This window comes from Agromyces italicus DSM 16388 (assembly GCF_000421545.1).
Taxonomy (GTDB): Bacteria; Actinomycetota; Actinomycetes; order Actinomycetales; family Microbacteriaceae; genus Agromyces; species Agromyces italicus.
The window spans coordinates 141431-167187 of the sequence record NZ_ATXF01000011.1 but is presented as its reverse complement, the minus strand read 5'-3'; the positions used below and the strand labels follow the sequence as shown (position 1 = coordinate 167187).

General features: G+C 69.9%; 21 protein-coding genes. 14 read left to right on the top strand and 7 right to left on the bottom strand.

Features of this window, described 5'->3' with window-relative positions; genetic code table 11:
• Positions 1–258 precede the first annotated feature (258 nt).
• The 5 genes from H516_RS0116620 to H516_RS0116600 all read left to right on the top strand — a co-directional run bounded on the left by H516_RS0116620 (position 259) and on the right by H516_RS0116600 (position 7199).
• On the top strand, positions 259–1665 hold the full coding sequence (locus H516_RS0116620) for an MFS transporter (RefSeq protein WP_026378931.1): 1407 nt from the start codon (positions 259–261) through the stop codon (positions 1663–1665).
• Positions 1666–1828: 163 nt separating this feature from the next.
• The gene (locus H516_RS20750; RefSeq protein WP_169513533.1) at positions 1829–3016 is read left to right on the top strand and encodes a heparan-alpha-glucosaminide N-acetyltransferase domain-containing protein; all 1188 of its coding nucleotides are present in this window, start codon (positions 1829–1831) and stop codon (positions 3014–3016) included.
• Positions 3013–4023 (top strand): hypothetical protein, encoded by a 1011-nt coding sequence (locus H516_RS22300; RefSeq protein WP_022890829.1) that lies wholly within the window; start codon positions 3013–3015, stop codon positions 4021–4023. The genes H516_RS20750 and H516_RS22300 overlap by 4 nt, the downstream gene beginning before the upstream one ends.
• A 141-nt stretch (positions 4024–4164) precedes the next feature.
• Positions 4165–6114 (top strand): ABC transporter ATP-binding protein, encoded by a 1950-nt coding sequence (locus tag H516_RS0116605; RefSeq protein WP_022890828.1) that lies wholly within the window; start codon positions 4165–4167, stop codon positions 6112–6114.
• A gap of 257 nt (positions 6115–6371) precedes the next feature.
• Positions 6372–7199: a hypothetical protein gene (locus H516_RS0116600; RefSeq protein ID WP_022890827.1), complete on the top strand. Its 828-nt coding sequence runs from the start codon at positions 6372–6374 to the stop codon at positions 7197–7199.
• Positions 7200–7201: 2 nt separating this feature from the next.
• On the opposite strand, the gene H516_RS0116595 is transcribed toward H516_RS0116600, so the two are convergent.
• Together H516_RS0116595 and H516_RS0116590 are read right to left on the bottom strand one after the other, a co-directional pair.
• Positions 7202–7723 (bottom strand): 2'-5' RNA ligase family protein, encoded by a 522-nt coding sequence (locus H516_RS0116595; protein WP_022890826.1) that lies wholly within the window; start codon positions 7721–7723, stop codon positions 7202–7204.
• 180 nt (positions 7724–7903) lie between these two features.
• A complete protein-coding gene (locus tag H516_RS0116590; protein WP_026378929.1) occupies positions 7904–9781 on the bottom strand; it encodes a phosphoenolpyruvate carboxykinase (GTP) in 1878 nt (625 codons plus the stop codon).
• A 127-nt stretch (positions 9782–9908) separates the two neighbouring features.
• Here H516_RS0116590 and H516_RS0116585 point away from each other — a divergent pair, with 127 nt between their 5' ends.
• The 3 genes from H516_RS0116585 to H516_RS20745 all read left to right on the top strand — a co-directional run bounded on the left by H516_RS0116585 (position 9909) and on the right by H516_RS20745 (position 12956).
• Positions 9909–11351 carry a helix-turn-helix domain-containing protein gene (locus tag H516_RS0116585; RefSeq protein ID WP_022890824.1) on the top strand — a complete coding sequence of 481 codons (1443 nt, stop codon included), beginning with the start codon at positions 9909–9911 and terminating at the stop codon, positions 11349–11351.
• 250 nt (positions 11352–11601) lie between these two features.
• Positions 11602–11940 (top strand): PadR family transcriptional regulator, encoded by a 339-nt coding sequence (locus tag H516_RS0116580; RefSeq protein ID WP_022890823.1) that lies wholly within the window; start codon positions 11602–11604, stop codon positions 11938–11940.
• Positions 11940–12956 (top strand): permease prefix domain 1-containing protein, encoded by a 1017-nt coding sequence (locus H516_RS20745; RefSeq protein ID WP_051138876.1) that lies wholly within the window; start codon positions 11940–11942, stop codon positions 12954–12956. Before H516_RS0116580 ends, H516_RS20745 begins: the two co-directional genes overlap by 1 nt.
• A gap of 97 nt (positions 12957–13053) precedes the next feature.
• Here the strand turns inward: H516_RS20745 and H516_RS0116570 are convergent, their stop codons facing one another.
• The 3 genes from H516_RS0116570 to H516_RS0116560 form a co-directional block, all read right to left on the bottom strand.
• The gene (locus H516_RS0116570; protein ID WP_022890821.1) at positions 13054–13842 is read right to left on the bottom strand and encodes an SDR family NAD(P)-dependent oxidoreductase; all 789 of its coding nucleotides are present in this window, start codon (positions 13840–13842) and stop codon (positions 13054–13056) included.
• 112 nt (positions 13843–13954) lie between these two features.
• Positions 13955–15130: a thiolase family protein gene (locus tag H516_RS0116565; protein WP_022890820.1), complete on the bottom strand. Its 1176-nt coding sequence runs from the start codon at positions 15128–15130 to the stop codon at positions 13955–13957.
• Between the two features lie 138 nt (positions 15131–15268).
• Positions 15269–16762: a glyceraldehyde-3-phosphate dehydrogenase gene (locus H516_RS0116560; protein WP_022890819.1), complete on the bottom strand. Its 1494-nt coding sequence runs from the start codon at positions 16760–16762 to the stop codon at positions 15269–15271.
• A 187-nt stretch (positions 16763–16949) separates the two neighbouring features.
• On the opposite strand from H516_RS0116560, the gene H516_RS0116555 reads away from it, so the two are divergent.
• The gene (locus tag H516_RS0116555; protein ID WP_022890818.1) at positions 16950–17513 is read left to right on the top strand and encodes a TetR/AcrR family transcriptional regulator; all 564 of its coding nucleotides are present in this window, start codon (positions 16950–16952) and stop codon (positions 17511–17513) included.
• Positions 17514–17573: 60 nt separating this feature from the next.
• Positions 17574–18515: an AraC-like ligand-binding domain-containing protein gene (locus tag H516_RS0116550; RefSeq protein ID WP_022890817.1), complete on the top strand. Its 942-nt coding sequence runs from the start codon at positions 17574–17576 to the stop codon at positions 18513–18515.
• Here H516_RS0116550 and H516_RS0116545 read toward each other — a convergent pair whose 3' ends face one another.
• Positions 18516–19085, bottom strand: a complete 570-nt coding sequence (locus H516_RS0116545; protein ID WP_157432305.1) for a hypothetical protein — start codon at positions 19083–19085, stop codon at positions 18516–18518. It lies immediately after the preceding gene.
• A gap of 16 nt (positions 19086–19101) precedes the next feature.
• The gene (locus H516_RS20740; protein WP_022890815.1) at positions 19102–20613 is read right to left on the bottom strand and encodes an APC family permease; all 1512 of its coding nucleotides are present in this window, start codon (positions 20611–20613) and stop codon (positions 19102–19104) included.
• Positions 20614–20860: 247 nt separating this feature from the next.
• Here H516_RS20740 and H516_RS0116535 point away from each other — a divergent pair, with 247 nt between their 5' ends.
• From H516_RS0116535 to H516_RS0116520, 4 genes are all read left to right on the top strand, one after another.
• Positions 20861–22951: a primary-amine oxidase gene (locus H516_RS0116535; protein ID WP_026378926.1), complete on the top strand. Its 2091-nt coding sequence runs from the start codon at positions 20861–20863 to the stop codon at positions 22949–22951.
• Between the two features lie 34 nt (positions 22952–22985).
• A complete protein-coding gene (locus H516_RS0116530) occupies positions 22986–23348 on the top strand; it encodes a nuclear transport factor 2 family protein (RefSeq protein WP_022890813.1) in 363 nt (120 codons plus the stop codon).
• Complete coding sequence (locus tag H516_RS0116525; protein WP_022890812.1) at positions 23348–25000, top strand: amidohydrolase; 1653 nt, start codon at positions 23348–23350, stop codon at positions 24998–25000. Before H516_RS0116530 ends, H516_RS0116525 begins: the two co-directional genes overlap by 1 nt.
• A gap of 141 nt (positions 25001–25141) precedes the next feature.
• The gene (locus tag H516_RS0116520) at positions 25142–25735 is read left to right on the top strand and encodes a TetR/AcrR family transcriptional regulator (protein WP_022890811.1); all 594 of its coding nucleotides are present in this window, start codon (positions 25142–25144) and stop codon (positions 25733–25735) included.
• The last annotated feature ends 22 nt before the right edge of the window (positions 25736–25757 follow it).

The following is a 25757-nucleotide window of genomic DNA, read 5'->3' as shown; positions in this document are numbered from 1 at the left end:
GCCACGAACGACGGGCGGATGCCTCGAGCCCACGTCGGCTCGGGGCATCCGCAGTTTCGACGCACGTGCCGTTCGCCGCGTCGATCGCGCCGTTCGTCGCACAGCCGCCCCCCGTTCGCGGGGTGGCGGTGCTGACGAGGCGTAGTGTAGGTGGGTTGCCACAAGCGACGATTCCACCCCCGCTGTCTCACGGCCAGACGCCAGACCGACGTGCCCGAGCGCAGCACCGTTTTCGCAACCCTGGAGTCTTCGCCAGCGATGTCAGCAACACCCGCGGCCCCCGCCGCACCCACCGGTTCCCCCACTCCGGCCGCCCCGGCCAATCCGCGCAGTCGCGTGATCCTCGCGAGCCTCATCGGCACGACGATCGAGTTCTACGACTTCTACGTCTATGCGACCGCGGCCGTGCTCGTCTTCCCGCACCTGTTCTTCCCGACGGGCGACCCGACGACCGCGCTCCTCTCCTCGTTCGCCGTGTTCGGCGCCGCGATGGTCGCCCGTCCGCTCGGCGCGATCGTATTCGGCCATCTCGGCGACAAGCACGGCCGCAAGGCGACCCTCGTCGGCGCCCTCCTCACGATGGGCATCGCGACCTTCCTCATCGGCGCGCTGCCGACCTACGAAGCCGTCGGCTGGTTGGCACCGCTCTTGCTCGTCGTGCTGCGCATCGCACAGGGCTTCGCCCTTGGCGGCGAGTGGTCGGGAGCCGCGCTCGTCGCGACCGAGAACGCGCCCGCCGGCAAGCGCGCCTGGTACGGCACCTTCCCGCAGCTCGGCGCGCCGATCGGCTTCATCATCGCGAACGGCCTGTTCCTCGTCATCGCGGCGCTGCTCCCGAGCGAGGACCCGACGATGCCGTCGCAGGCGTTCCTCGACTGGGGCTGGCGCATTCCGTTCCTCTTCTCGGTCGTGATGGTCGCCGTCGGCCTCTGGGTGCGTCTGCGCCTCGTCGAGTCGACGGCGTTCCAGTCGGCGGCCAAGCGCGGCAAGCTCACTCGTCTGCCGCTCGCGAGCGTCTTCAAGCACTACTGGAAGCAGCTCATCCTCGGCACCTTCTTCATGCTCGCGACGTACGTGCTCTTCTACCTGATGACGACGTTCTCGCTGAGCTACGGCCGGGCGGCGGCCGAACCGGCCGACGGTGCCCTCCCCGGTCTCGGCTACTCGTACAACACCTTCGTCCTGATGCTCATCGGCGGAGTCGTGTTCTTCGGTGTCTTCACCCTCCTCTCCGGACCGTGGGCCGACAAGTGGGGCCGCCGCAAGACCCTGATCTGGGTCACGCTCGGCATCATCGTGTTCGGTCTCGCCTGGGTGCCCCTGCTCGGCGCCGGCTTCTGGGGCGTCATGGCGTGGCTCGTCGTCGGCTTCTCGCTCATGGGCATGACCTTCGGCCCGATGGGCGCGCTCCTGCCCGAGCTGTTCCCGACGAACGTCCGCTACACGGGCTCGGGCATCTCGTACAACGTGTCCTCCATCCTCGGCGCCGCGGTCGCGCCGTTCATCGCGGTCGCCCTGTGGCAGGCCGGCGGCGGCAGCCCGTTCTGGGTGGGCGTCTACCTCTCGGTCATGGGCGTGCTCACGCTCATCGCGCTGCTCGTCTCGAAGGAGACCCGCGACGTCGACTTCGACGAGGCGGGGCTCGAATCCTCAGCGGTCCTGTGAGCGTCGGGTCGTGAAACGGGGTGGATGCCTCGACTCGCGCCGTGCGCGAACCGAGGCATCCACCCCTACGCTGTACCGCTCGGCCTCGCCCACGAGCGGCGGTGCACCAGAAGTGCGGACGCAGCGACGCCGGTGCCCGTGAGCAAGGCTTAGAATGTCTCGCGTGCCTACGGGAGACCGACCGACTGAGCCCGTGACCGACGAGGCTCCCATCGAGGTCCCCGACCTGAAACGCGCACGGATCGCAAGCCTCGATTGGGCGCGCGGCTGGATGCTCATCGCCAGCGTCACCGTCAACAGCCTGCTGATCGTGCCCGCCTGGTTCGACCATGCTCCCTGGGATGGTGTGCATCCCATCGACACGATCTTCCCGATCTTCGTGACGCTCTCGGGCTGCGGCCTCGCGTTCGCCATGGCCCGCACCGTCAAGGTCCGCCCGCTGCTCCGACGCGTGGTCGTCCTCCTGCTGCTCGGCCTCGTCTACAACGCCATCACCGAGTGGTCGCTCGATGTGTTCACCTGGCGAATCACCGGAGTGCTGCAGCTCTACGCCGTGCTCGTCGCGGTGATCGGGCTCCTGCATCTCGTGACCCGATCCTGGCGCGGATGGGCCGCCATCACCGCGCTCGTGGCCCTCGCGCACACGGCACTCCTGACCGTGTACGCGACGATCTGCCCTGCCTCCGTACTCACTCGCGAATGCAACCCGAGCGGACCGATCGATTCGGCCCTCTTCGGTGCGGCCCACATCTATGCGGAGGGCGCGGCCGGACACGACCCCGAGGGGATCGTCACCATCTTCGGCGCCTTGATCTCCGCATCCGCCGGCGCGACGATCGGCCACCTCCTGCTCGCGACGCGACGTCGTGGGCTGGCCCTCGGGCGCGGCCCCGAGGCGGCCATCGTTCCCGTCGTGTCGGCCGCGGCCGGCTTCCTCGTGTTCGCGGGTCTCATGATGGTGACGCTGCCGATCGCGCTCGGCGTCGAGTTGCCCGTCATGAAACGGCTCTGGACCGCGCCGTTCGCATTGACCATCGCTGCCGGGTCGGCCTTGGCGCTGCTCGTCGGCCATCTCCTCCTCGACCGTGCGAAGGTTCCCCGATTCATCGAGGTCTCGTCATACCCGCTGCTCGCGCTCGGCCGCAACAGCCTGCTCGTCTACTTCGGATCCCACGCGCTGATGAGCGTGCTGAAACGCCCTGTCGGGTCGGGCCCCTCGATCGCCGATCGCATCAGCGGTGCGTTGGCACTGGTCGGACCCCCGCAACTGCTCTGGACCGCGCTGCTCCTGATCTTCTGGATCGGGCTCGCGACGCTTCTGCACCGGCATCGAATCTACCTTCGACCATGACGCCGACCGATCCGCCCGCACCGGGCGCGCGCGGGCGTCACGTTGTCGCTTGGGCCGCGCTCATCGGCTTGCTCGCCCTCGTGACCGGCGGGCTGCTCGCGGTGTCGCTCGCGAACAGCCCGGCGCAACGAGTGGTGACCATCGCCGTCATTCCGCACCCCGACGACGAGTTCCAGCTCTGGTCGCTCGTGGAGGGCACGCCTGACGAGTACAAGATCTTCGTCTCGATGACCAACGGCGAGGAGACCGGGTTCTGCGAGCCCGACGTGCTCGACGCGAGCCTGCAGACCGAGCTGGGCGAGCTCCCACCGCTGCCCACGCCCACCGGACGATGGGGCATCGAGTGCGAGCAGGCGCGGTCGGCTTCGCTGCTCGGCTACCTCGAGCAGATGTCCGAGACCGACCCGTCGATCCCAGGCGACTTCGGACCGCGGCAGGAGTTCGCGCCGCTGCCGGGCGACGGCACCTCGATCTGCCGGGTGGACGACGGTGCCGAATCGTGCAACGACGCGAACCGCGAGGTGAGCGTGTGGACCGACCGGCACGATCGCGGCGCGGTCGTCTTCTTCGACCTCGGCGACGGCGACGTGACGTCTGACGAGGTGACGTGGGCGCTGCGGTCCCTCATCGAGCGGCGGGCGGAACTCGGACTCGAGGGCGACGAGCGCATCGCCTCGCTGATCGGCGCATTCGCCAACGACAGCCAGCCGTGCTTCTCGTATCCGCATCCCGACCACGTCGCCGTTCACGAGGCCCTGTGGAGTACCGATTTCGGCGTCGGGCCGCAGCTCGGGGCGACCTGCTTTCTCGATGGCAGGCAGCGCTTGACCACGTTCGTCGACCGGAGTTCGGTCGACGCGGCGTTCGAGCAGGCGGTGGACGGCACACGCATCGGCGCGCACGGACGCCACTACGGCTGGCTCCACGCGACGGCCTACCCCATCGCGAACACGATGCAGTCGGCGCTCTTCATGCGAGTCCAGTCCTTCTGGGTCCGATTCAACTGACCCACCGCCATGCACGTGTCTCCACGCAGGCGGTGGACGAGAATTGCAGGCGCAGCTGAGGCGCGTAGGCTGCAATGCGGCGATGATGCGAGCGACGGGGGCGCGAGGCATCCGATCGCCCTTCTCGTCAGGAAAGTGAGCATGAGCACCAGCGAGCCCCGAACCCGCCGCGACGAACGCGCTGCACGTAACGCGCGCCCCGCGCGTCGCATCCCGTCCAGCCGTCGCACCTCCCCGTTCGGCCGCCGCGACAGCGAGCAGCCGGTAGGCCCCCGTGCGACCTTCCGGCAGCTGCTGCCGTTCATCTTCGAGCACCGTCCGGTGCTCGTCTGGGTCGCCGTGCTCTCGGTCGTCGGCGCGCTCGCGAGCCTCGCCCAGCCGTTGCTCGTCAGTCAGGTCATCAACGTCGTCGAGGCGAGCGAGCCGCTCGGCGGCATCGTCTGGGCGCTCATCGCCCTCGTCATCGTGAGCGGCGTGATCTCGGGCTACCAGCACTACCTGCTGCAGCGCACCGGCGAGGGCGTCGTGCTCTCGAGCCGCAAGCGGCTCATCCACAAACTGCTGCACCTGCCGATCGCCGAGTTCGACACCCGCCGCACCGGCGACCTCGTCTCGCGCGTCGGCAGCGACACGACGATGCTGCGCGCCGTGCTCACGCAAGGCCTCGTCGAAGCGGTCGGCGGCGCCGTCACTTTCGTCGGCGCACTCATCGCCATGCTCATCATCGACCCGGTGCTGCTCGGGCTCACGGTGCTCGTCATCGCGGTCGCGATCACGACCGTGACGCTGCTCTCGCAGCGTGTGCGCGAGGCTTCGCACGCAGCGCAGGCGAAGGTCGGCGACGTCGCCGCCTCGGTCGAACGGGCCATCGGCGCCGTCCGCACCATCCGCGCCGCCGGCGCCACCGAGCGCGAGGTCACCGCCGTCGAGGCCGAGGCCGAGGGCGCCTGGCGCATGGGCGTGCAGGTCGCGAAGATCTCGGCGCTCATCGTGCCGATCGCCGGCATCGCGATGCAGGTTTCGTTCCTCGTGGTGCTCGGCGTGGGCGGCTTCCGCGTGGCCTCCGGCGCGATCACCGTGGCGAACCTCGTCGCGTTCATCCTGTTCCTCTTCATGATGATCCTGCCCCTCGGACAGGCGTTCGGCGCGATCACCTCGGTCAACCAGGCGCTCGGCGCGCTCGGTCGCATCCAGGAGCTCCTCGAACTCCCCGACGAGGACGCCCACGATCGCGAGCTCGCGCCGCGAGCGCTCATCGTCGGCGACGCCAACGAGGGCCTGCTGCCCGACGCCCCGGCCATCGCCTTCGACGACGTGCACTTCGCGTACGCGTCGACCCTCCAGGACCCGGCCGACCCGGCGAACGACTCCCCCGACGAACACCTGCCCGAGCCGAACGTCACCGAGCGCCAGCCCGTGCTGCGCGGGGTCTCGTTCGACGTGCCGCGCGGCCGGCGCGTCGCACTCGTCGGGCCGTCGGGCGCGGGCAAGTCGACGATCCTCGCGCTCATCGAGCGGTTCTACGACCCGTCGGTCGGCTCGGTCCGCATGGGCGGACTCGACCTTCGCGCGCTCGACCGCACCGAGCTGCGGGCCCAGATCGGCTACGTCGAGCAGGACGCCCCCGTGCTCGCCGGCACCCTGCGCGACAACCTGCTGCTCGGCTCGCCCGACGCGAGCGACGCCGAGTGCGAGCACGTGCTGCGGGCGGTCAACCTCGGCGCCGTGCTCGACCGGGATCCGGCCGGCCTCGGCGCCGCCGTCGGCGACGACGACATCATGCTCTCGGGCGGCGAACGCCAGCGGCTCGCGATCGCCAGGGCGCTGCTCGCCGCGCCCCCGATCCTGCTGCTCGACGAGTCGACCTCCTCGCTCGACGGCGTCAACGAGCGCATGATGCGCGAGGCGATCGACGCGGTCGCCGCCGGCCGCACCCTCATCGTGATCGCGCACCGCCTCTCGACCGTGATCGACTCCGACCGCATCGTCGTGCTCGACGACGGGCGGGTGATCGGCGAGGGAACGCACGCCGAGCTGGTCGACGCGGTGCCCCTCTACCGAGAGCTCGCCGAGCACCAGCTGCTCGTCTGAGCCGCCCGCGCGGCGCTCCAGGCCCCCGGGTTTACAGGACATCGGCGCGTCTACAGGACGCTTCAGCCGCAATGCGTCCTGCGAATCCGCCGATGTCCTGTATTCGGGCAGGGCGCGGATCGGGACATCCGTCGCTCAGTGCTGACCCGAGCGAACCTCAGTGCTCGCTCGGATGGAACCGCGACGTGTCGTTCGTAGCGTGGGAACCCGCATCCGCCATTGGATGCCCCCGGCCCATGCCCCACGGAGGATCCACCATGACCATCGCGACCGTGTCGGACGCGCGCGACCTCAGCCGCTTCGACGAACTGCCCGTCGAACTCATCGACGAACTGCCCGATGCCGCGAGCGACACCACCACGACCCGTCGCTCGGGGCTCGGCAACTCCTTCGACCGGGTGCAATCCGGCATCCAAGGCTGGCTGCGCCACTGGGAGCCGCTGCAACTGCCGGCGTTCACCGGAGTGCGCGACGTGATGCCCGCCGACGACCGCGGCCGCAGCTCCCTGCACGCCGCACCGACCCGACCCGACGGTGCGGTACGAATCACCGCGAGCGTCTACGATCGGCCGAATCGCGCGGGCGGGTCCCTCGCCTGGTCGCGCAACTGGGCGAGCCTCGCGGTGCTGCCGCCGGCTCGGGAGGCCGGACGACTGTTCTACCGGTTCAGCGCGGCGAGCCGGCTCGTGCTCGACGGCCAGGCCGAACTCAGCCTCGTTTCGACGAGCGTCAACTTCGGCGTGGTCGCCGACTCGGCCAAGCAGAGCCCGTTCCAGACCGCAGGATTCGCGACGCCGCTCGTGCGCCCGCTCGTCGGCGTCCAGTGCCGCGCCGACGTCGACGCCACATCGTCGCAGACCTTCGAGGGCTCGATCGCCGTGCGCCAGGGCGACACGCCCGCGATGGCCTTCGTCATCGGCACCGACCTGCTGTTCGAGCACGGCTGGGTGCGCATGCACGAGGGATCGAGTACCTGGATCGGCCCGAGCGAGGCCGGCGCGAGCGGCACGATCGAGTTCCGCTACGCCCCCGCCGCGCTGCTGCGCCTGCTCGGGCACCTCGACGACCCGCACACCGTCGGCTGAGCTCAGTCCTGCCCCGGCCGGGCGGGCTCGGCCTTGCTCGCCGCGCCGGCTTCGCCGAGCGGCCAGGACCCGAGGATCCGGCCGTGATGCGAAGTCTCGGGCGGGCGGAGGCGCACGAGCGCGAGCGTGCCGAGCTCGAGCCGGTCGCCGCGGTGCACCCGCCAGTGGCGTTTGGCCGTCACATGCGGCCGGAAATCGGACCGCACGCGCCTGAGCTCGACGCCTTCCGCCCGCAACGCCGCGATCGCCTCGACGCGCAGGGTCGCGATCTCACCCCCGTCGCGCACGAGCGAGACGAGGATGTCGCGGCGCGGCCCGAACATCGCGTCGTCGCCGACCGTCACCGTGATCGGGCGCACTCCCGATGACTCGGCGCCGGCGGCGATCGCCGTGCAGAGCGCGTCAGCGTCGAGCTCGGTCTCGAACGGTTCGACGAGCGTGACGTGCAACGGCCACTGCGCCACCGTGAACTCATCGCCGACACTGAGCGGCGAGAGCGGCAGCACGACCACGAAGCGCGCCATCCCGCGAGTCTAACCGCGTGCGGCCCGGCCGCTCCTCGACCGGGTATCACGCCCGGGTTTACAGGACATCGGCGGGTTTACAGGACATCGGCGGGTTTACAGGACGCAGCCATCCCGGCCCCGTCCTGTAAACCCGCGTTTGTCCTGTAAACCCCGAATGCTCGCGACCGCGGGGGCTCGCTATTCGGCGACCGGAGCCGAGGCGTGCTCGAGGTGGTAGCGCAGGCTCGCGAGTTCGGCATTGAGGGCGGCGGGCACCCGGTCGCCGAACTGGGCGAAGTACTCGTCGGTCAGCGCGCACTCGGCGAGCCACGAGTCGCGGTCGACATCGAAGAGTTGCTCGATCGCCTCATCGGTGATGTCGAGCCCGTCGAGGTCGAGTGAGTCGGCGGCCGGGAGCAGGCCGATCGGCGTCTCCACCGTGTCGGCGGTGCCCTCGACGCGGCCGACGATCCACTCGAGCACGCGCGAGTTCTCGCCGAAGCCCGGCCAGAGGAACGAACCGTCGGCGCCCTTGCGGAACCAGTTGACCTGGAAGATCTTCGGCGCGTTGGTGCCGAGGATGCGACCCATCTTCACCCAGTGGCCCCAGTAGTCGGCCATGTTGTAGCCGCAGAACGGCAGCATCGCGAAGGGGTCGCGGCGCAGCTCGCCGACGGTGCCCTCGGCGGCGGCGGTCTTCTCCGACGAGATGGTGGCGCCCATGAAGACGCCGTGCTTCCACGAGCGGGCCTCGGCGACGAGCGGCACGTTCGTCGCACGGCGACCGCCGAAGAGGATCGCGTCGATCGGCACGCCGTCGTGGGCGTCCCAGTCGTCGGAGATCTGCGGGCACTGCGCGGCGGCGACCGTGAAGCGCGAGTTCGGGTGCGCCGCCGGGCGGCCCGAGGCGGGCGTCCACGGCTTGCCCTGCCAGTCGGTGAGCTCCTCGGGCGTCTCGTCGGTCAGGCCCTCCCACCAGACGTCGCCGTCGGGGCGGAGCGCCACGTTCGTGAAGATCGTGTTGCCCCAGAGCGTCTGCACCGCGGTCGGGTTCGTCGTCTCGCCGGTGCCCGGCGCGACGCCGAAGAAACCGGCCTCGGGGTTGATCGCGTAGAGGCGGCCGTCGGCGCCGGGGCGCATCCAGGCGATGTCGTCGCCGATGGTCTCGACCGTCCAGCCGGGGATGGTCGGGCGCAGCATCGCGAGGTTGGTCTTGCCGCACGCCGACGGGAACGCCGCCGCCACGTGGTAGGACCTGCCCTCGGGCGAGGTGATCTTGATGAGCAGCATGTGCTCGGCGAGCCAGCCCTCGTCGCGCGCCATGACGCTCGCGATGCGCAGGGCGAAGCACTTCTTGGCGAGCAGCGCGTTGCCGCCGTAGCCCGAACCGAACGACCAGATCTCGCGCGAGTCGGGGAACTGCACGATGTACTTCTCGTCGTTGCAGGGCCACTCGATCTCGGCGCGGCGGTGGCCGATGCCGTCGACGAGCGGGTAGCCGACCGAGTGCACCGTGCGCACCCACGGCTCGCCGGCCTCGATGAGGCGGTACACGGCGTCGCCCATGCGGGTCATGATGCCCATGGAGAGCACGACGTAGGGCGAGTCGGTGATCTCGACGCCGAGCTGCGAGATGGGGCCGCCGAGGGGCCCCATTGAGAACGGCACGACGTACATCGTGCGGCCCTTCATCGAACCGTCGAAGACCTCGGTGAGTTCGGCGCGCATCTCGCGCGGGTCGCGCCAGTTGTTGGTGGGGCCCGCGTCCTCCTCGTAGGTCGAGCAGATGAAGGTGCGGTCCTCGACGCGCGCGACGTCTGAGGGGTCGGTGCGTGCGAGGTAGCTGTTGGGACGCCACTCGGGGTTCAGCTTGATGAGCTTGCCCTCGGCGACGAGCTGCTTCTCGAGCAGGTCGGCCTCGTGCTGCGAGCCGTCGACCCAGACGATCTCATCGGGCTTGGTGAGGCCCGCGATCTCGTCGACCCATGCGCGCAGCGCCGCATCGGTCGTGCCGCGTCGCGCGGGCGATGCAGAGTCGGATGCCTCGGTGCCGATCGAGAACTCGGAGATGGTCATCGTCGTCCCTTCCATGGGTTCCCGGCGTGCGCCGGAGGAGTTCGTATTTCCAGAATGCGCCGTTTCGCGGCATCCGGATGACCAGATCACGGGTTAAGAACTCGCATTCTTTCGATATTCTTAACCCATGAAGGCAGGCTCCCCCGACCTCGCGACGCTCGGTCATCGCATCCGCCACTTCCGCGGCGAGCGCGGGCTCACGCTCGACCAGCTCGGCGCGGCTGTCGGCATGGCCGGCAGCCAGCTCTCGCTCATCGAGAACGGCAAGCGCGAGCCGAAGCTGTCGACCCTCGACGCCCTCGCCGCAGCCCTCGACGTCGAGCTCGCCGAGCTGCTCTCGCGTGAGGCGCCGAGCCGTCGGGCCGCCCTCGAACTCGAACTCGGCCGAGCCCAGTCGGGCCATCTCTACGCGAGCCTCGGCCTGCCGCCGATCAAGGCCTCGCGCGGCATCACCGACGAGACGCTCGAGGCCATCGTGGGGATCCATCGCGAACTCCAGCGGCGGGCGACGGAGGCGATCGCGACCCCCGAGGAGGCTCGGCGGGCGAACACCGAGCTCCGCGAACGCATGCGCGAACGCGCGAACTTCCTCCCCGAGATCGAGACGCTCGCCGAAGAGCAGGTGCGCGCATCGGGGCACCGCTCGGGTGCGCTGACCCACCGCGAGGTGAGCGTCATGGCCGAGCGGCTCGGGTTCCAGCTCTTCTACGTCGACGACCTGCCCGACTCGACGCGGTCGATCAGCGACCTCTCGAACGGCCGAATCTACCTGCCGCCCGCCTCGATTCCCGGGGGGCACGGCCTGCGTTCGATGGCGCTGCAGGCGATGGCGCACCGGCTGCTCGGGCACACGCCCCCGGCCAGCTACACCGAGTTCCTCTGGCAGCGACTCGAGATCAACTACTTCGCCGCCGCGTGCCTCATGCCGCAGGACGCCTCGGTCGCGTTCCTCCAGGAGGCGAAGAAGGAGAAGCGGCTCGCGATCGAGGACTTCCGCGACGCGTTCGGCGTCACCCACGAGGCGGCGGCGCTGCGCTTCACGAATCTCGCCACCTCGCACCTCGACATGACCCTGCACTTCCTCCGGGTCGCCGGGGACGGGGCGCTGCTGAAGGGCTACGAGAACGACGGACTGCCCCTGCCGACCGACGTCACGGGGTCGATCGAGGGCCAGTGGGTCTGCAAGAAGTGGAGTGCGCGCACGGCCTTCGCGCACACCAACCGCACGACCGAGAACTACCAGTACACCGACACCCCTGCGGGCACCTTCTGGTGCGCCACGCAGACCGGGCGAACGGATGCCGCGGAGTTCTCGATCACGGTCGGCGTGCCCTTCGCGCAGGCGAAGTGGTTCCGCGGGCGCGAGACGACGCTCCGGGCGGTCTCGACCTGCCCCGACGAGTCGTGCTGCCGCAGCGCGCCCTCAGAGCTCGCCGAGCGCTGGGCGGGCCGGGCCTGGCCGAGTGCGCGCCTGCACGCGCACGTGCTCTCGCCGCTGCCGTCGGGCACCTTCCCCGGGGTCGATGACGCCTCGGTCTACCAATTCCTCGAGGCGCACGCCGAGCAGTAGCGCCCTCCCCGCCCATTTCCCCACCGCGACGACCCTTTGCCGGGTGACGCACTTTTCCACACGCATCCAAGCGTCGTGGGCCGTCGAAAGGTCGTCACGGCGCGTTTCGCGATGCGATGCGATGCGGTGCGGTGCGGTGCGGTGCGGTGCGGCGAACTTCGCGGGCACGTCGCGGGCGCCGAGCACGAGGCATCCACGCGCAATGAAGTCTCTCTTGCATTAGTGTGCGACACACAGTATCGTGTGTCTCATGAACACCAGCGAGACGACCGCCGGGCACCTGCAAGAGCTGCGCCGCGGCACTGTCGTGCTCGCCTGCCTGATCCGGCTGCGCACGCCCGACTATGGTTACGCCCTGCTCGAGTCGCTGAACAGCCTCGGCATCCTCGTCGACGCGAACACGCTCTACCCGCTGTTGCGCCGGCTCGAGAAACAGGCGCTCCTCACGAGCGAATGGAACACCGATGAGGCGCGGCCCCGCAAGTTCTACCGCACGAGCCAGACCGGCGTCGAGCTCGCCGACGCCCTCATGACCGACTGGCGACGCATCGACGATGCCCTCGCCGGACTCACGACCGGAGACGAATGATGACCGAGCTCACCGACCGCTACCTCTTCGCGGCCACTCGCAGCCTTCCCGCCGCGCAGCGCGAGGAGCTCTCCCACGACCTCGCCGAGCGCATCGCCGACACGATCGACGCCCGTGTCGATTCGGGCGCCTCGACGCCCGAGACCGCCGAGCACGACGCGCTCGTCGAGCTCGGCAATCCCGCCGTGCTCGCCGCCAGCTACAGCGACCGCCCGCTCATGCTGATCGGCCCGCGCTACTTCCTCGTCTGGAAGCGACTCCTGGTCTTCCTCGAGTCGTTCGTCCCCGCCACGGTCGCCGCGGCAGCCGCGCTCGGCCTCGTGATCTCGGGCGGCGGCTGGGAGGTCATCGGCGCGGCGATCGGCATCGGCCTCAGCGTGGCCGTGCACGTCGCGTTCTGGGTGACGCTCGTCTTCGCGCTGATCGAGCGCTACGACACCGGCGCCGTCGGGAGCACCGACGAGCTGCTCGGGTGGACCCCCGACCAGCTTCCGCAGCTGCCCGAAGCTCGTCGCCCGCACCGGCGGAGCGACCTCATCGCCAGCCTGGTGTGGCTCGCGATCGCCGCCGCGTTCATCGTGTGGCAGCAGTTCGGCATCGTGTGGATCGGCGGCGAGCGCTCCTCGGTGCCCCTGCTCGATCCCGCGCTGTGGTCGTTCTGGCTGCCGTACCTCCTCGTGCTCATCGCACTCGAGGCGGCGTTCGCCGTGTGGATCTACCGCAGCGACTGGAACTGGACGAACGCGATCGTCAACGTCGCGCTGAGCGCCGCCTTCGCGATTCCGGTCATCTGGCTCTTCGTCGAGGGGATGCTGCTCAGTGCCGAGTTCGTCGCGATGGTCGAACCGCACCTCGACGCCGACGCCGTGCGGGCGCTGTCGGTGCTCTTCATCGGCGGCGTCGCCGCGATCTGCGCATGGGACTCGATCGACGGCATCGTCAAGGCCGCGCGCGGCGGCGGGCGCGGCACGCTCGACTTTCCGGGCAACCGCAGCCCGCGCCCGGCAGGGCGCTGAGCCCGGCACGGCGTTCGAACCGTGGATGCCTCGGGGCCGGCGATCGTTCGATCGCCGGCCCCGAGGCATCCGGTTCGTGGTCGGGTCGTTCGCCCGTCTACTTCGGCCCCATGCGGATCGCGCCGTCGAGGCGGATCGTCTCGCCGTTCAACATCGGGTTCGCGATGATCGAGCGCACGAGTGCGGCGTACTCGGCGGGCGAGCCGAACCGCGAGGGGTGCGGGATCTGGGCGGCGAGGGAGTCCTGCACCTCCTTCGCCATCGAGGCCATCATCGGCGTCTCGAAGATGCCGGGCGCGATCGTGACGACGCGGATCAGCAGCTTCGAGAGGTCGCGCGCGAGCGGCAGCGTCATCGCGGCGACGCCGCCCTTCGAGGCCGAGTAGGCGGCCTGGCCGATCTGCCCGTCGAAGGCCGCGACGGAGGCGGTGTTGACGATCACGCCGCGCTCGGCCGTCTCGGGTCCGCCGGGCACCCGACCCGTCGCGGGTTCGGTCTGCGCCATCGCGGCGGCGGCGAGACGGGCGACGTTGAACGTGCCGATGAGGTTCACGCGGATCGTGCGCTCGAACACATCGAGCGGGGCGGGGCCCTCGCGTCCGACGGTGCGATTGCCGGTCGCGATGCCGGCGCAGTTCACCGCGACGCGGAGCGGACCGAGCGCCGTGGCGGCCTCGACCGCGGCCTGCACCTCGGCCTCGTTCGCGACGTCGGCCGCGACGAAGCGCGCGCGATCGCCGAGTTCGGCCGCGGCCTCCTCGCCGCGTGGGCCGGGCAGGTCGACGAGCACGACGGAGGCGCCGCCCTCGATGAGCGCCCGCGCGGTCGCCCGTCCGAGCCCCGAGGCGCCGCCCGTGACGAGCGCCGATGCTCCGTTGAGTTCCATCTGCTGTCCTTTCTCGGTGTCGAAGCGACACCAATGGTCGGGTGAGGCGCAGCGATTCCGACGACTTCCGTCATCTCGATCGCTGCGAGTTGAGAAGTGGGACGGGTGCGATTCAGAGGCGTTCGATGATGGTGGCGTTCGCCATGCCGCCGCCCTCGCACATCGTCTGGAGTCCGTAGCGGCCGCCGGTCGCCTCGAGCTGGTTGACGAGGGTCGTCAGCAACCGCGTGCCGCTCGAGCCCAGCGCGTGGCCGAGTGCGATCGCGCCGCCGCGCGGGTTGAGCTTCGCGGCATCCGCGCCCGTGTCGGCGAGCCAGGCGAGCGGCACCGAGGCGAACGCCTCGTTGACCTCGTAGGCGTCGATGTCGTCGTGCGTGAGTCCGGCCCGTTCGAGCACCTTCGCCGTCGCCGGGATGACGCCCGTGAGCATGTACAGCGGGTCGCTGCCGACCACCGAGAACGTGCGGAACCGCGCGCGCGGTGTGAGCCCCAGCTGCGACGCGCGCTCGGCGCTCATGATCAGCGCAGCGGATGCCCCGTCGGTGAGCGGTGACGAATTGCCCGGCGTGATGCGCCAGTCGAGCTCGGGGAAGCGCTCCGCGAGCGGCTCGGTGCGGAACGCCGGGTTCAATCCCGCGAGCGACTCGACGGATGTCGCGGGCCGCACGGTCTCGTCGGTGAGGGTGTCGACGCCCGCGACCGGCACGAGCTCGGTCGCGAACGCGCCCGACTCCCCCGCCGCCGCTGCGAGCCGGTGCGATCGAGCGGCGAACTCGTCGAGCTCGTCGCGCGAGAAGCCCCACTTCGCGGCGATGAGCTCAGCCGAGACGCCCTGGTTCACGAGTCCGTCGGGGTACCGCGCGCGGATGCGCGAGCCATAGGGGTCGGCGCCCGCGGCGCTCGAGCCGAGGGGCACGCGGCTCATCGACTCGACGCCGCACGCGATCACGATGTCGGCCTGGCCGGCGAGCACCGCCTGCGCGGCGAACGTCGCGGCCTGCTGGCTCGACCCGCACTGCCGGTCGATCGTGGTGCCCGGCACGTGCTCGGGAAAGCCGGCGGCGAGCACGGCGTTGCGGGTGATGTTGTAGCTCTGCTCGGCGACCTGGCTGACGCAGCCGCCGATGACGTCGTCGATGAGCGCCGGGTCGAGGTCGTTGCGGTCGACGAGCGCCGTCAGCACACCGGCGAGCAGGTCGACGGGGTGCACGCCCGAGAGGATGCCTCCGGATTTGCCGCGCCCCACGGGCGTGCGGATGACGTCGACGATGACGGCTTCAGTGCTCATTCCCTCAGCCTACGACGGGTGAGCCACGCAGGTTGAAGAGCGCCCGACGAAGGTGGGCGCGTCTCGAAACCTGACGGGTGCGAGCGGGTTTCGAGACGCTTCGCTCCTCAACCCACGGGTTTCGAGACGCTTCACTCCTCAACCCACGGGGACGGCCTCGCGCGCGAGCACGACGGGCTGGCGCTCGGGCAGCACGACGGGGTGGCTGCCCGCCATCGCCTCGATGACCCGCACGACCTGGCAGGAGTAGCCGTACTCGTTGTCGTACCAGACGTAGAGCACTGCATCGGTGCCGTCGGCGATCGTCGCGAGCCCGTCGACGATGCCGGCGCGGTTCGAGCCGACGAAGTCGGTCGAGACCACCTCGGGCGACTCGATGTAGTCGATCTGCTGGCGCAGCGGCGAGGTGAGCGAGGTCTGGCGGAGGTACCTGTTCAGCTCCGCCTTCGTCGCGGAGCGCTCGAACTGCAGGTTCAGGATCGCGAGCGACACGTCGGGCGTGGGCACGCGGATCGCCGAACCGGTGAGCTTGCCCTCGAGGGCGGGCAGCGCCTTCGACACGGCCTTCGCGGCGCCGGTCTCGGCGATGACCATGTTGAGCACCGCCGAACGGCCTCGGCGGTCGCCCTTGTGGAAGTTGTCGATGAGGTTCTGGTCGTTGGTGAACGAGTGCACCGTCTCGACGTGGCCGCGCACGACGCCGTACGCGTCGTCGACGGCCTTCAGCACGGGGGTGATCGCGTTCGTCGTGCAGGAGGCGGCCGAGAGGATGCGGTCGTCGGCGGTGATGTCGTCGGTGTTGATGCCGTGCACGATGTTCTTGATCGCGCCCTTGCCCGGGGCGGTGAGGAGCACGCGGGCGACACCCTTCGACTGGAGGTGCCTGCTCAGGCCGGCCTCGTCGCGCCAGCGCCCCGTGTTGTCGACGACGATCGCGTCGTCGATGCCGTAGGCGGTGTAGTCGATCGTGGCGGGGTCGTCGGAGTAGATGACCTGGATCAGCGTGCCGTTCGCGAGGATCGTGTTCGCCTCTTCGTCGACCTCGATCGTGCCGGCGAAGGGGCCGTGCACCGAGTCGCGGCGCAGCAGGCTCGCCCGCTTCACGAGGTCGTTCTCGGCGCCCTTGCGCACGACGACGGCGCGCAGCCGCAGGCCCTGGCCGCCGCCGGTGTGCGCGATGAGGATGCGGGCGAGGAGCCGCCCGATGCGGCCGAAGCCGTAGAGCACGACGTCGGTGCCGGATGCCTCGGGGGCGCCCGCCTCGGCGATGACCGGGGCCAGTTCGGCCCTGACGAAGTCGACGAGCTCGCGTGCGTCGCCCTCGCCGACTGCATCGGCGTAGCGGCCGACGATGCGGGCGACGTCGACCGAGGCGGGGCCCGGCGCGATCTCGCGGAGCACCTCGAGCACCCGCATGGTGTCGACGAGGTCGAGCTCTTCGTCACCGGCCTGGCGGGCGAAGCGGTGCGCCTTCAGCAGCTCGACCGCCGAACGGTTGATGAGCCGTCGTCCGTGGATCGACGTCACCACCCCGTGGTCTCGGTACAGGCCGCCGATCAGCGGAATCATCCGCTCGGCGAGCTCCTCCTTGGCGATCCATTCGGCACGGCGGGCGTCGAACTCGTGGCTCACGGTCTTCCTTCTCGGTCGAGCGCACGCGGGCGTCGTCGACCAGGGTCGTGCGGGCGCGCCTGCCGGTGGGCCGCGCTGGCCGCATACTTTCCGGGGATGTCTCGATCATACCTAGACATTCATGCGCGGTTGCTGTAACCGGCTCGATCCGGCTCGCGCGCGAACCGTGCGCCGTTATGGTCGATACGTGGCCATCACCGCTCCCGCCGGACGCCGTTCGCTCCTCGAGGCGACCATCACGGTCGTCGCCTCGTCGGGGCTGCGAGCTCTCACGTACCGCGCGGTCGCGGCCGAAGCCGGCGTCTCGCACGGGCTCGTGCGACATCACTTCGGCTCGCGCGACCAGCTGATCGCCGAAGCACTCGAGTTCGCGGTGGCCGAGAGCCTGCGCGAGACGAGCTTCGCCCCCGATGATCATCCCGACGCGAACTCGTTCGCCGCGGGCATCGAATCGCTCGCCGAGCGCAGCACCGACATGCAGGCCTTCCAGTACGAGTTGCTGCTCGAGGCGCGCCGCCGCCCCGAGTTGCGCGAGCACGTCGAGCGGTACTACGAGAGCTACCGAAGGGCGACGGCGGCCCGCCTCGAGGAGCTCGGTGTGCACGACGAAGCGTTCGTCGAGGTGGTCTGGTTCGCTCTCGACGGACTCGTGTTCAAGCAGCTCGTGCTCGGCGTCGATCGCGCCGAGAGCGCGGAGGTGCTCACCCGCCTGCGCGAGCTGATCGACTCGCAACGCACTCGGGCAAGTTGACTATCCATATGGATAGTTTTAGGGTGTTCGCCAAGACACGACGCCGTGGGAGGTATCGGGATGCGATCGACGATGACGCCCGCTGCGCCGGCGGTGCTCGACTTCTCGTCGTTCCGAGCCGCGGTCAGCGAGTCGTTCGTGCCGCTCCGGGTGACGAGCGGTGAACCCGAGCCGTTCACCGGCTCGATCCGCCACGTGCAGGCGGGCGACGTGCACTTCTCGATCGTCTCCGCATCGGAGCATGCCGTGGAGCGCACCCCGCGCCTGATCGAAGACGACGACCGGCGTTTCTACAAGGTGGGGCTTCAGCTCGCCGGCTCCGGGCTGCTCGTGCAGGGCGGCCGCGAGACGACGCTGCGACCCGGCTCGATCGCCGTCTACGAGACCGACCGCCCGTACTCGCTCGCCTTCGACGGCGACTCCGAGACCTTCGTCGTCATGTTCTCCAGTCGTGTCGTCGACCTCCCTCGACGTGCCGTCTCCGAACTCACCGCAACGCCGCTCGGCGAGGCCGGCGGCCTCGGCGGGGTCGTCGTGCCGTACCTGACGAACCTCGCCGAACGCCTCGAACTCGTCGACGGGCCCGTCGGCGAACGCATCGCGCGCAGCACCGTCGACCTCATCCTCACGATGCTCTCGAACGAGCTCGTCGCGAGGCCGAGCGAACTGCACCCCCGACAACGACTCTTCGGCGAGCTGCTGCGCTACATCGACGAGCAGCTGCAGTCGCCCGAGCTCAGCCCGAGGTCGATCGCCGCAGCCAACTTCATCTCGACTCGCCATCTGCATGCGCTCTTCCACGAGCACGAACTGACCGTCTCCGGCTGGGTGCGCCGCCGCAGGCTCGAGGAGTGCCGACTGCGTCTGGCCGACCCCGCTTTCGCCCACCTCTCGATCATGAGCATCGCGGCCGCCTGGTGCTTCACCGATGCCGCGCATTTCAGCAGGGTGTTCCGCGCCGAGTTCGGCTGCTCGCCGAGCGAGATGCGTGCCGCCCGCTGATCACCCGGCCGAGGGGCCCGTCGCCATCGCGGCAGCCATGAGGAGCATCCCCGCTGCCATCACGAGGTGCGACCATTCCGACGGGGCTCTCCGTCTCTCGCCGAGCCGCAGTCTCGCGACCGCGATCGCGAGCAGCGCGCCCGCCCCCGCCGCGGCCGCGGCGAGCAGCACGAACGACCACGACGTCATCGCGTGGTGAACGAGGTGCGACGAGCGCAGTCCGTCCGCCTCGAGCGCACCGCCGAACGGCATCGCCGACCACATCACGGCCATGACGAGGTATCCGCCGGCATGGCCGGCGGCGTCGGTCCGTGCGCACGGGGCGGAGCGCGCTGCGACGAGGAGTGAGGCGACGAGCAGCGCGAGCATCGCCCCGACCCACGCGATCGGATGCAGCGCCCCGAGGCCGATCGTCATGTCGGCGGTCGACAGGGCCATCAGCGAACCGCCGAGGATCTCCACGACCCGTGCGGGGCCCCGCACTCCGCGGACGACGCCGAGCGCGAGGCCGAGCACGGCCAGGAGGAGGGCGCCGCCCGAGCAGGCGGCGCCCATCCAGCCGTGGGCCATCGTCGGATCCGTCAGCTCAGCCGTCGCTTGCGCCGAGCGTGGCGCCCTCGTCGGTGCCGTGCCCGATGCGACGGTAGACGTCGGGGCGCGTGGCTCTGATGCGGTAGGCCCACCTGACGCCGAGGAGGCCGGGAACGACGACGAGCGCCGGCAGCACGAACGTCGTCGCGTTCGACTCCCCCTGACCGAGCAGCACGTCGAAGTTCGCGAGGATCAGCCCGAAGACGGAGATGAGCCCGACGCCGGCGAGGGCGGGAGCGACGAGTCGCGACCCGACGCCGACGCCGCGGCGGTCAGCGCGGAAGAATCCGATGACGGCGAACGACACGACGGCCATGAGCAGCACCAACCCGAATGCTCCGGCGTTGGTGAGCCAGGTGAAGAGCGTGATGACCGGGTACGGCCCCTGCTCGGGGTTCCAACCGGCCTCGGCGAGCGCGAACCCGGCGACGACCGCCACGGCGATCGCGGTCTGCACGATCGAGCCGGCCCACGGCGCACCGGAGCGCCTGCGCACCGCGGCGAGGCCGGTCGGCAGCACCCCCTCGCGGCCGAGTGAGAACAGGTACCGTGCGACCGCGTTGTGGAAGCTCACGAGCGCGGCGAAGAGCGAGGTGATGAACAGGACCGACATGAGGTCGACCCACAGGGTGCCGAGGTGCTCGGCGACGAAACCGAAGAACAGTGGCGGCCCCGCTTCCTCCGGGGTGGTCCCTGCGGGGTCGGCGATCTTCTCCGGGCCGATCGCGAGCGCGAGCGCCCAGGCCGAGATGGCGTAGAAGACCCCGATGACGGCGACGGCGAGGAAGGTGGCGCGGGGAATGGTGCGCTTCGGGTCCTTCGACTCCTCGCCGTAGATCGCGGCGCCCTCGAAACCCATGAACGCGGCGATGCCGAAGGCGAGGACGGCGCCGACGCCGGGCACGAACAGGCTCGAAGGTTCGACCGGGGCGGTCGAGAATCCCTCGGCCGGGTTCGCGAACGCGACCACGTCGAAGACGATGACGACGAGGAACTCGAGCGCGACCAGCACGCCGAGCACCTTCGCGGAGAGGTCGACCCGATTGACGCCCATCCACCCGACGAGCGCGATTCCGCAGAGCACACCGACCCACCACGGGACATCCGAGCCGGTCTTCTCGCCGATGAACGTCGACACCTGGAAACCGAACATGCCCCAGATGCCGATCTGCATCATGTTGTAGGCGACGAGCGCCACGATCGAGGCGCCGACACCGGTCGGGCGCCCGAGCCCACGGGCGACGTACGCGTAGAACGCGCCCGCGTTCGTGATGAAGCGGCTCATGGCGGCGTAGCCGATGGCGAAGACGGCGAGCACCGCGGCGAGCACGATGAACCCGACCGGGACGCCGACGACGTGCGTCACCGAGAACGTCGAGGTGACACCACCGGCGATCACGGTGAGCGGCGCCGACGCGGCAACGATGAGGAACGCCACGGTGATGACGCCGAGACGGCGACGGGAGTCGATGCGTTCGGCGGGCGGATGCTCGAGCTGGGCGGACATGCGGTTCTCCTTCGAACCTCGACGGGGTGGGAACCCGGCCATCCTGTCGCGTCCGGGAGCGCGACGATGTGCCCCGGGCGCACGGCGATTGACCGGAACCGCAGAATCGAACGCAGCCGGGGAGCTTTCTTTAGTCTACACTTGTTGACAACATGGGCGCTCGCGGACAACCGGCCCGCTCTCCGAGTCAACACGTGGTTCCGCTCGCTTCCGATACTTGAGGCACACCACCGACGACGAGGTTCCGATGCCGCACCAGCACCAACCAGACCGCACCCACACCCACGGCGCCCGGGTCACCACCCCGATCGCCGCCGAGCACCCGCTCGACCAGCTCACGTCCGACGAGATCGCCGCGGCACGGCGTATCCTCGCCGATGCAGGGCACCTCACCGAATCGACCCGCGTCCCCCGCATGCTGCCGGTCGACCCCGCGAAGCCGGCCCTCGCGACGTGGCGCCATGGCGACGCCCTCGACCGCCGCATCCGGGTGACCCTGCTCGACCGTGCGACGGGTGTCACGAGTGAAGCGATCGTCGCCGTCACGCGCGGCGAGATCGACGACCTTCGCGTGCTGCCGAACTCCGAGGCCCCCTACGGCCAGCCGCAGTACCTCTTCGAGGAGTACGACGACGCCGCCACGATCGTCAAGGCCTCACCGGAGTGGCGAGCGGCCATGCTCCGGCGCGGCCTCGAGGAGCACATGGACCTCGCGTTCTGCTCGCCGCTCGCACCCGGCTTCTTCGGGCGCGACGACGAGGTGGGCAAGCGCATCGTCCGCTCGCACACGTATCTGCGCCTCGACGAGCACGACAGCCCATGGGCGCACCCCGTCGAGGGGCTCGTCGTGCATGTCGACCTCACCGAGCGTCGGGTCATCCGTATCGACGACGAGGGCGACGTGCCGGTGCCGATGCAGCACGGCAACTACGGTCTCGACGCCCAGGGCCCCGCTCGCACCTCGCTGAAGCCGATCGAGATCACCCAGCCCGAGGGGCCGAGCTTCTCGGTCGACGGCGGCCTCGTCGAATGGCAGAACTGGAAGTTCCGGGTCGGATTCACGCAGCAGGAGGGGTTGGTGCTGAACCAGATCACCTTCCGCGACGGCGACGAGGACCGTTCGGTCGCCCATCGCGCGAGCGTGCCCGAGATGGTCGTGCCGTACGGCGACACCTCCGTGAGCCGGTACTGGATCAGCTACTTCGACGCCGGCGAGTACCTGCTCGGCAAGAACGCGAACTCGCTCACGCTCGGGTGCGACTGCCTCGGCGTCATCCACTACTTCGACGCCTTCGTGCCCGATGACCACGGCAACCCCGTGAAGATCCCCCAGGCGATCTGCATGCACGAGGAGGACTACGGCATCCTCTGGAAGCACACCGACCTCGAGGGCCACGCCGACACGCGGCGAAGCCGCCGGCTCGTCGTCAGCTACTTCGCGACGATCGGCAACTACGACTACGGCTTCTTCTGGTACTTCTACCTCGACGGCTCGATCCAGGTCGAGGCCAAGGCGACCGGGATCGTGTTCGCGGGCGCCGGCATCCCCGGCAGCCGGAACCCGCACGCCCCCGAGATCGCGCCCGGCATCTTCACGCCCGTGCACCAGCACCTGTTCTGCGCCCGTATCGACGCCGCCGTCGACGGTGAAGACAACACGCTGCACGAGATCGAGATGCAGGGCATCCCGATGGGGCCGGAGAACCCCTACGGCAACGCCTTCACCTGGACCGACACGAAGCTCGCGACCGAGCAGCAGTCGCAGCGCGTCGCAAACGGTCTCACCTCGCGAGTCTGGGAGGTGCGCTCGGCGCACCGCACGAACCACGTCGGGCAGCCGACGGGCTACCGTCTCATTCCCGAGGGCAAGGCCCTGCTCGCGGCGCAGCCGGGCTCGAGCGTCCACGCCCGCGCGACGTTCGCGACGAAGCATCTCTGGGGCACGCGGTTCGACCCCGAGCAGCTCTACCCGGCCGGCTTCTCCCCGAACGCCCACTCGGGCGGTGGACTGCCCGAGTGGACGGCGGCCGACCGCTCCATCGACGGCGAGGACCTCGTGCTCTGGCATGTCTTCGGCCCCACGCACATCCCGCGCACCGAGGACTGGCCGATCATGCCCGTCGACTACTCGGGATTCTGGTTCAAGCCGCACGGCTTCCTCGACCGGAATCCGGCGATGGACCTCCCCGAGAGCGCCGCGGCCCACTGTCCGCCGTCCGCCGGCGACGTCGCCGACTCCCGCGGCGGATGCTGCACGAGCGGCGGTTGCGGGTGCTGCGCAGGCGAGACCTGCCGGTGCGGCAGCCCGGCCTGCGGGTGCGGACGAGCCCGTGCATGACCGACCGAACCCACGAAGAGACCGGGAGACGGAGATGGAAGAACAGGTGCGTGCTGCGGTCGAGCTCTACGTCACCGGCGTCAGCACGAACGATCCCGCCGTCGTCATGCGCGCCTTCAACGACGATGCGGTCATGTGGGGCTACCTCGGTCCCGAGCTCGTGAGCCAGTCGGCGCGCTCGTTCGCCGAGCACGTCGTCGCGACCGCCCCGCCCCCCGATCCGGAGTACGCCCACGAGATTCACGGCATCATGATCACGGGCGACATCGCGACCGCCGTGCTCGACGAGTGGTCGTATCTCGGCTCGGACTTCCGCAATCACCTCGGATTGGTCAGGGTCGAGGGCGTCTGGCGGATCGTCAGCAAGGTGTTCACGACCCTCGAGCGGGCGCGCTGATGGCCGCGGCAGACCTCGTCCTGACGGGCGGCCGCATCTACACCGGCGACCCGACGGCGCCGTGGGCCGAGGCGCTCGCGATCGCCGAAGGTCGGCTGCTGACGGTCGGCGCGGATGCCTCGGCGCGGGCGTTCGCAGGCGAGGGCACCGTCGTCCGCGAGCTCGACGGGGCGTTCGTCATGCCGGGGCTCGTCGACGTGCACAACCACCACGCGCTCGCAGGGCGCACCGAGCTGTTCGAGCTGTCGATCGCCGTGGGCGCGAGCCTGGACGAGATCCTCCGGGCCGTGCGCGAGTACGCGGCCGGACTGCCCGACGGGGCCTGGGTATCGGGCGGCGCATGGGGCAGCACCCTGCGGTCGCAGCTGTCGACGGAAGCCTCGTTGGCCCGGCTCGACGAGGCGGCCGGCGGCCGACCGGTCATGCTGATGGAGGACTCGCGGCACAACCGCTGGGTGAACTCCCGCGCGCTCGAACTCGCCGGGATCACCGCCGACTCCGACCCGGGTGAAGGCGGCGTCATCGAGCTCGACATGACGAGCGGGCGCCCCACGGGCGTGCTGCTCGAGTCCGCCGGTCTCCCGGTCGAACAGGCGATGGCGGCGACCAGCACGTTCTCGGCCGAGCAGCACCGCGCCGCGTCCAGGCGCGGGGTCGAGTTGCTGAACTCCTACGGCGTCACCTGCTTCCAAGACGCGGCGGTGTCCCTCGAGATCTTGGGCGCCCTGCGCTCCCTCGACGAGGCGGGCGAGCTCGACGCCTGGGTGGTGTCGTCGCTCACGGTGAACGATCAGATCTTCGGCTACGACCCCGTCGGCGAGGGGCTCGTCTGGCAGGGCGAACAGTTCCGCACCCGGCACCACCGGCCCGACTTCGTCAAGATCTTCCTCGACGGGGTGCCGCCGGCCCGCACCGGCGCCTTCCTCGAGCCGTACCTGCCCGACGAGGCGCACGGCGCGCACTTCCATGGCGAGACCGCGCTCTCACCCGCCGAACTCGAAGACTGGCTCCGCCGCACCGCGAAGCGTGGTCTCTCCGCGAAGATCCACTGCACCGGAGACGCGTCGGTGCGGCTCGTACTCGACACCGTCGAACGCCTGCGTGACGAGGGGTCGACCTCGGCGCGCTACCAGATCGCCCATGGCCAGTTCGTCGCCGAGTCCGACCTCTCCCGCTTCGCGGAGCTCGGCGTCGCCGCCGACATGTCGCCGTTCGTGTGGTTCCCCGGCGAAATCCCCCAGGCGATCGCCCAGGTGCTGCCGCCTGAACGCGCGTCGCGGATGCAGCCGAACCGCTCGCTGATCGACGCGGGTGCGCTGGTCGCGGGCGGTTCCGATTGGCCGGTCTCCCCCTCGCCGAACGCCTGGGAGGGCATCCACGGGCTCGTGACGAGGGCAGACCCTGCGGGAGCTGTTCCGGGCACACTGTGGCCCGAGCAGGCGATCACGCTCGACGAGGCGATCGCCGCGTTCACGATCAACGCGGCCGAGGCCATGGGCCTCGACACCGAGACGGGTTCGCTCCTCGCGGGCAAGTCGGCCGACTTCGTGGTACTCGACCGCGACCCGTTCGCGCACCCGGTCGAGGAGCTCAGCCGCACCCGGGTCGTCGAGACCTGGTTCGCGGGACGGCAGGTCTACGTGCGCAGCTGAGCCCAGGTCCGCGGTCGGCGCCGGCCGAGGCATCCGAAACACCGTTGGAAGCCCCGGCCTCGGCGGCGGGTCCCTCTACACTGGTTGACACGAGTACGCCGTCGACCCGTCGGCGCGATCCCTGCGCTGAGGAGCCACCGCATGCCGAAGGTCATCGATCACGACCAGCGCCGACGCGAGATCATCGACGTCACCTGGGGCCTGATCGTCAAGGGCGGCATCGAGGCGGCGACGATGCGCGAGATCGCCGCCGAAGCCGGATTCGCGAACGGTGCGCTCAAGCACTACTTCCCCGGCAAGGACGAGATCATCGAGGGCGCCTACGAGCGCTCGCTGAACCGGCTCGGCGACATCCTCGTCGAGGCGATGGCAGGCAAGCACGGTCTCGATGGGCTCCGCACCATGATGACCGTCACGATGCCGATCGACGACGAAGACGTGACCGCGGGCAAGGTGCTGCTGTCGTTCTGGGAACGGGCCGCATTCAACGACGAACTGCACGCGAGCTACCGCAAGCACCTCACGGTCTGGCGCGAGGGACTCGAACAATACCTGCGCGAGGGGCGCGAAGCCGGCGAGATCATCACCGAGGTCCCCGATGAACAGCTCATCGACGAGATCGTGCTCGTCAACGCGGGTGCGACGATCATGCGGGTCATCGCCCCCGAGACGACGACCGCCGAACTGCTGCATCGTCACGTCGACACGTTCATCGAACGGCTGACGCGCCCGTAGCGCGCCGCCCGGTGGCGTGACC

What these genes read in the sequence shown, in the direction of transcription:
- H516_RS0116520 (WP_022890811.1), top strand. Translation starts at nt 25,142, where the DNA reads ATGCCGAAGGTCATCGATCACGACCAGCGCCGACGCGAGATCATCGAC.
- H516_RS0116545 (WP_157432305.1), bottom strand. Translation starts at nt 19,085, where the DNA reads ATGGCCCACGGCTGGATGGGCGCCGCCTGCTCGGGCGGCGCCCTCCTC.
- H516_RS0116570 (WP_022890821.1), bottom strand. Translation starts at nt 13,842, where the DNA reads ATGGAACTCAACGGAGCATCGGCGCTCGTCACGGGCGGCGCCTCGGGG.
- H516_RS0116595 (WP_022890826.1), bottom strand. Translation starts at nt 7,723, where the DNA reads ATGGCGCGCTTCGTGGTCGTGCTGCCGCTCTCGCCGCTCAGTGTCGGC.
- H516_RS0116525 (WP_022890812.1), top strand. Translation starts at nt 23,348, where the DNA reads ATGGCCGCGGCAGACCTCGTCCTGACGGGCGGCCGCATCTACACCGGC.
- H516_RS0116565 (WP_022890820.1), bottom strand. Translation starts at nt 15,130, where the DNA reads ATGAGCACTGAAGCCGTCATCGTCGACGTCATCCGCACGCCCGTGGGG.
- H516_RS0116605 (WP_022890828.1), top strand. Translation starts at nt 4,165, where the DNA reads ATGAGCACCAGCGAGCCCCGAACCCGCCGCGACGAACGCGCTGCACGT.
- H516_RS0116590 (WP_026378929.1), bottom strand. Translation starts at nt 9,781, where the DNA reads ATGACCATCTCCGAGTTCTCGATCGGCACCGAGGCATCCGACTCTGCA.
- H516_RS20745 (WP_051138876.1), top strand. Translation starts at nt 11,940, where the DNA reads ATGACCGAGCTCACCGACCGCTACCTCTTCGCGGCCACTCGCAGCCTT.
- H516_RS20740 (WP_022890815.1), bottom strand. Translation starts at nt 20,613, where the DNA reads ATGTCCGCCCAGCTCGAGCATCCGCCCGCCGAACGCATCGACTCCCGT.
- H516_RS0116530 (WP_022890813.1), top strand. Translation starts at nt 22,986, where the DNA reads ATGGAAGAACAGGTGCGTGCTGCGGTCGAGCTCTACGTCACCGGCGTC.
- H516_RS0116585 (WP_022890824.1), top strand. Translation starts at nt 9,909, where the DNA reads ATGAAGGCAGGCTCCCCCGACCTCGCGACGCTCGGTCATCGCATCCGC.
- H516_RS0116535 (WP_026378926.1), top strand. Translation starts at nt 20,861, where the DNA reads ATGCCGCACCAGCACCAACCAGACCGCACCCACACCCACGGCGCCCGG.
- H516_RS0116620 (WP_026378931.1), top strand. Translation starts at nt 259, where the DNA reads ATGTCAGCAACACCCGCGGCCCCCGCCGCACCCACCGGTTCCCCCACT.
- H516_RS22300 (WP_022890829.1), top strand. Translation starts at nt 3,013, where the DNA reads ATGACGCCGACCGATCCGCCCGCACCGGGCGCGCGCGGGCGTCACGTT.
- H516_RS0116600 (WP_022890827.1), top strand. Translation starts at nt 6,372, where the DNA reads ATGACCATCGCGACCGTGTCGGACGCGCGCGACCTCAGCCGCTTCGAC.
- H516_RS0116580 (WP_022890823.1), top strand. Translation starts at nt 11,602, where the DNA reads ATGAACACCAGCGAGACGACCGCCGGGCACCTGCAAGAGCTGCGCCGC.
- H516_RS0116550 (WP_022890817.1), top strand. Translation starts at nt 17,574, where the DNA reads ATGCGATCGACGATGACGCCCGCTGCGCCGGCGGTGCTCGACTTCTCG.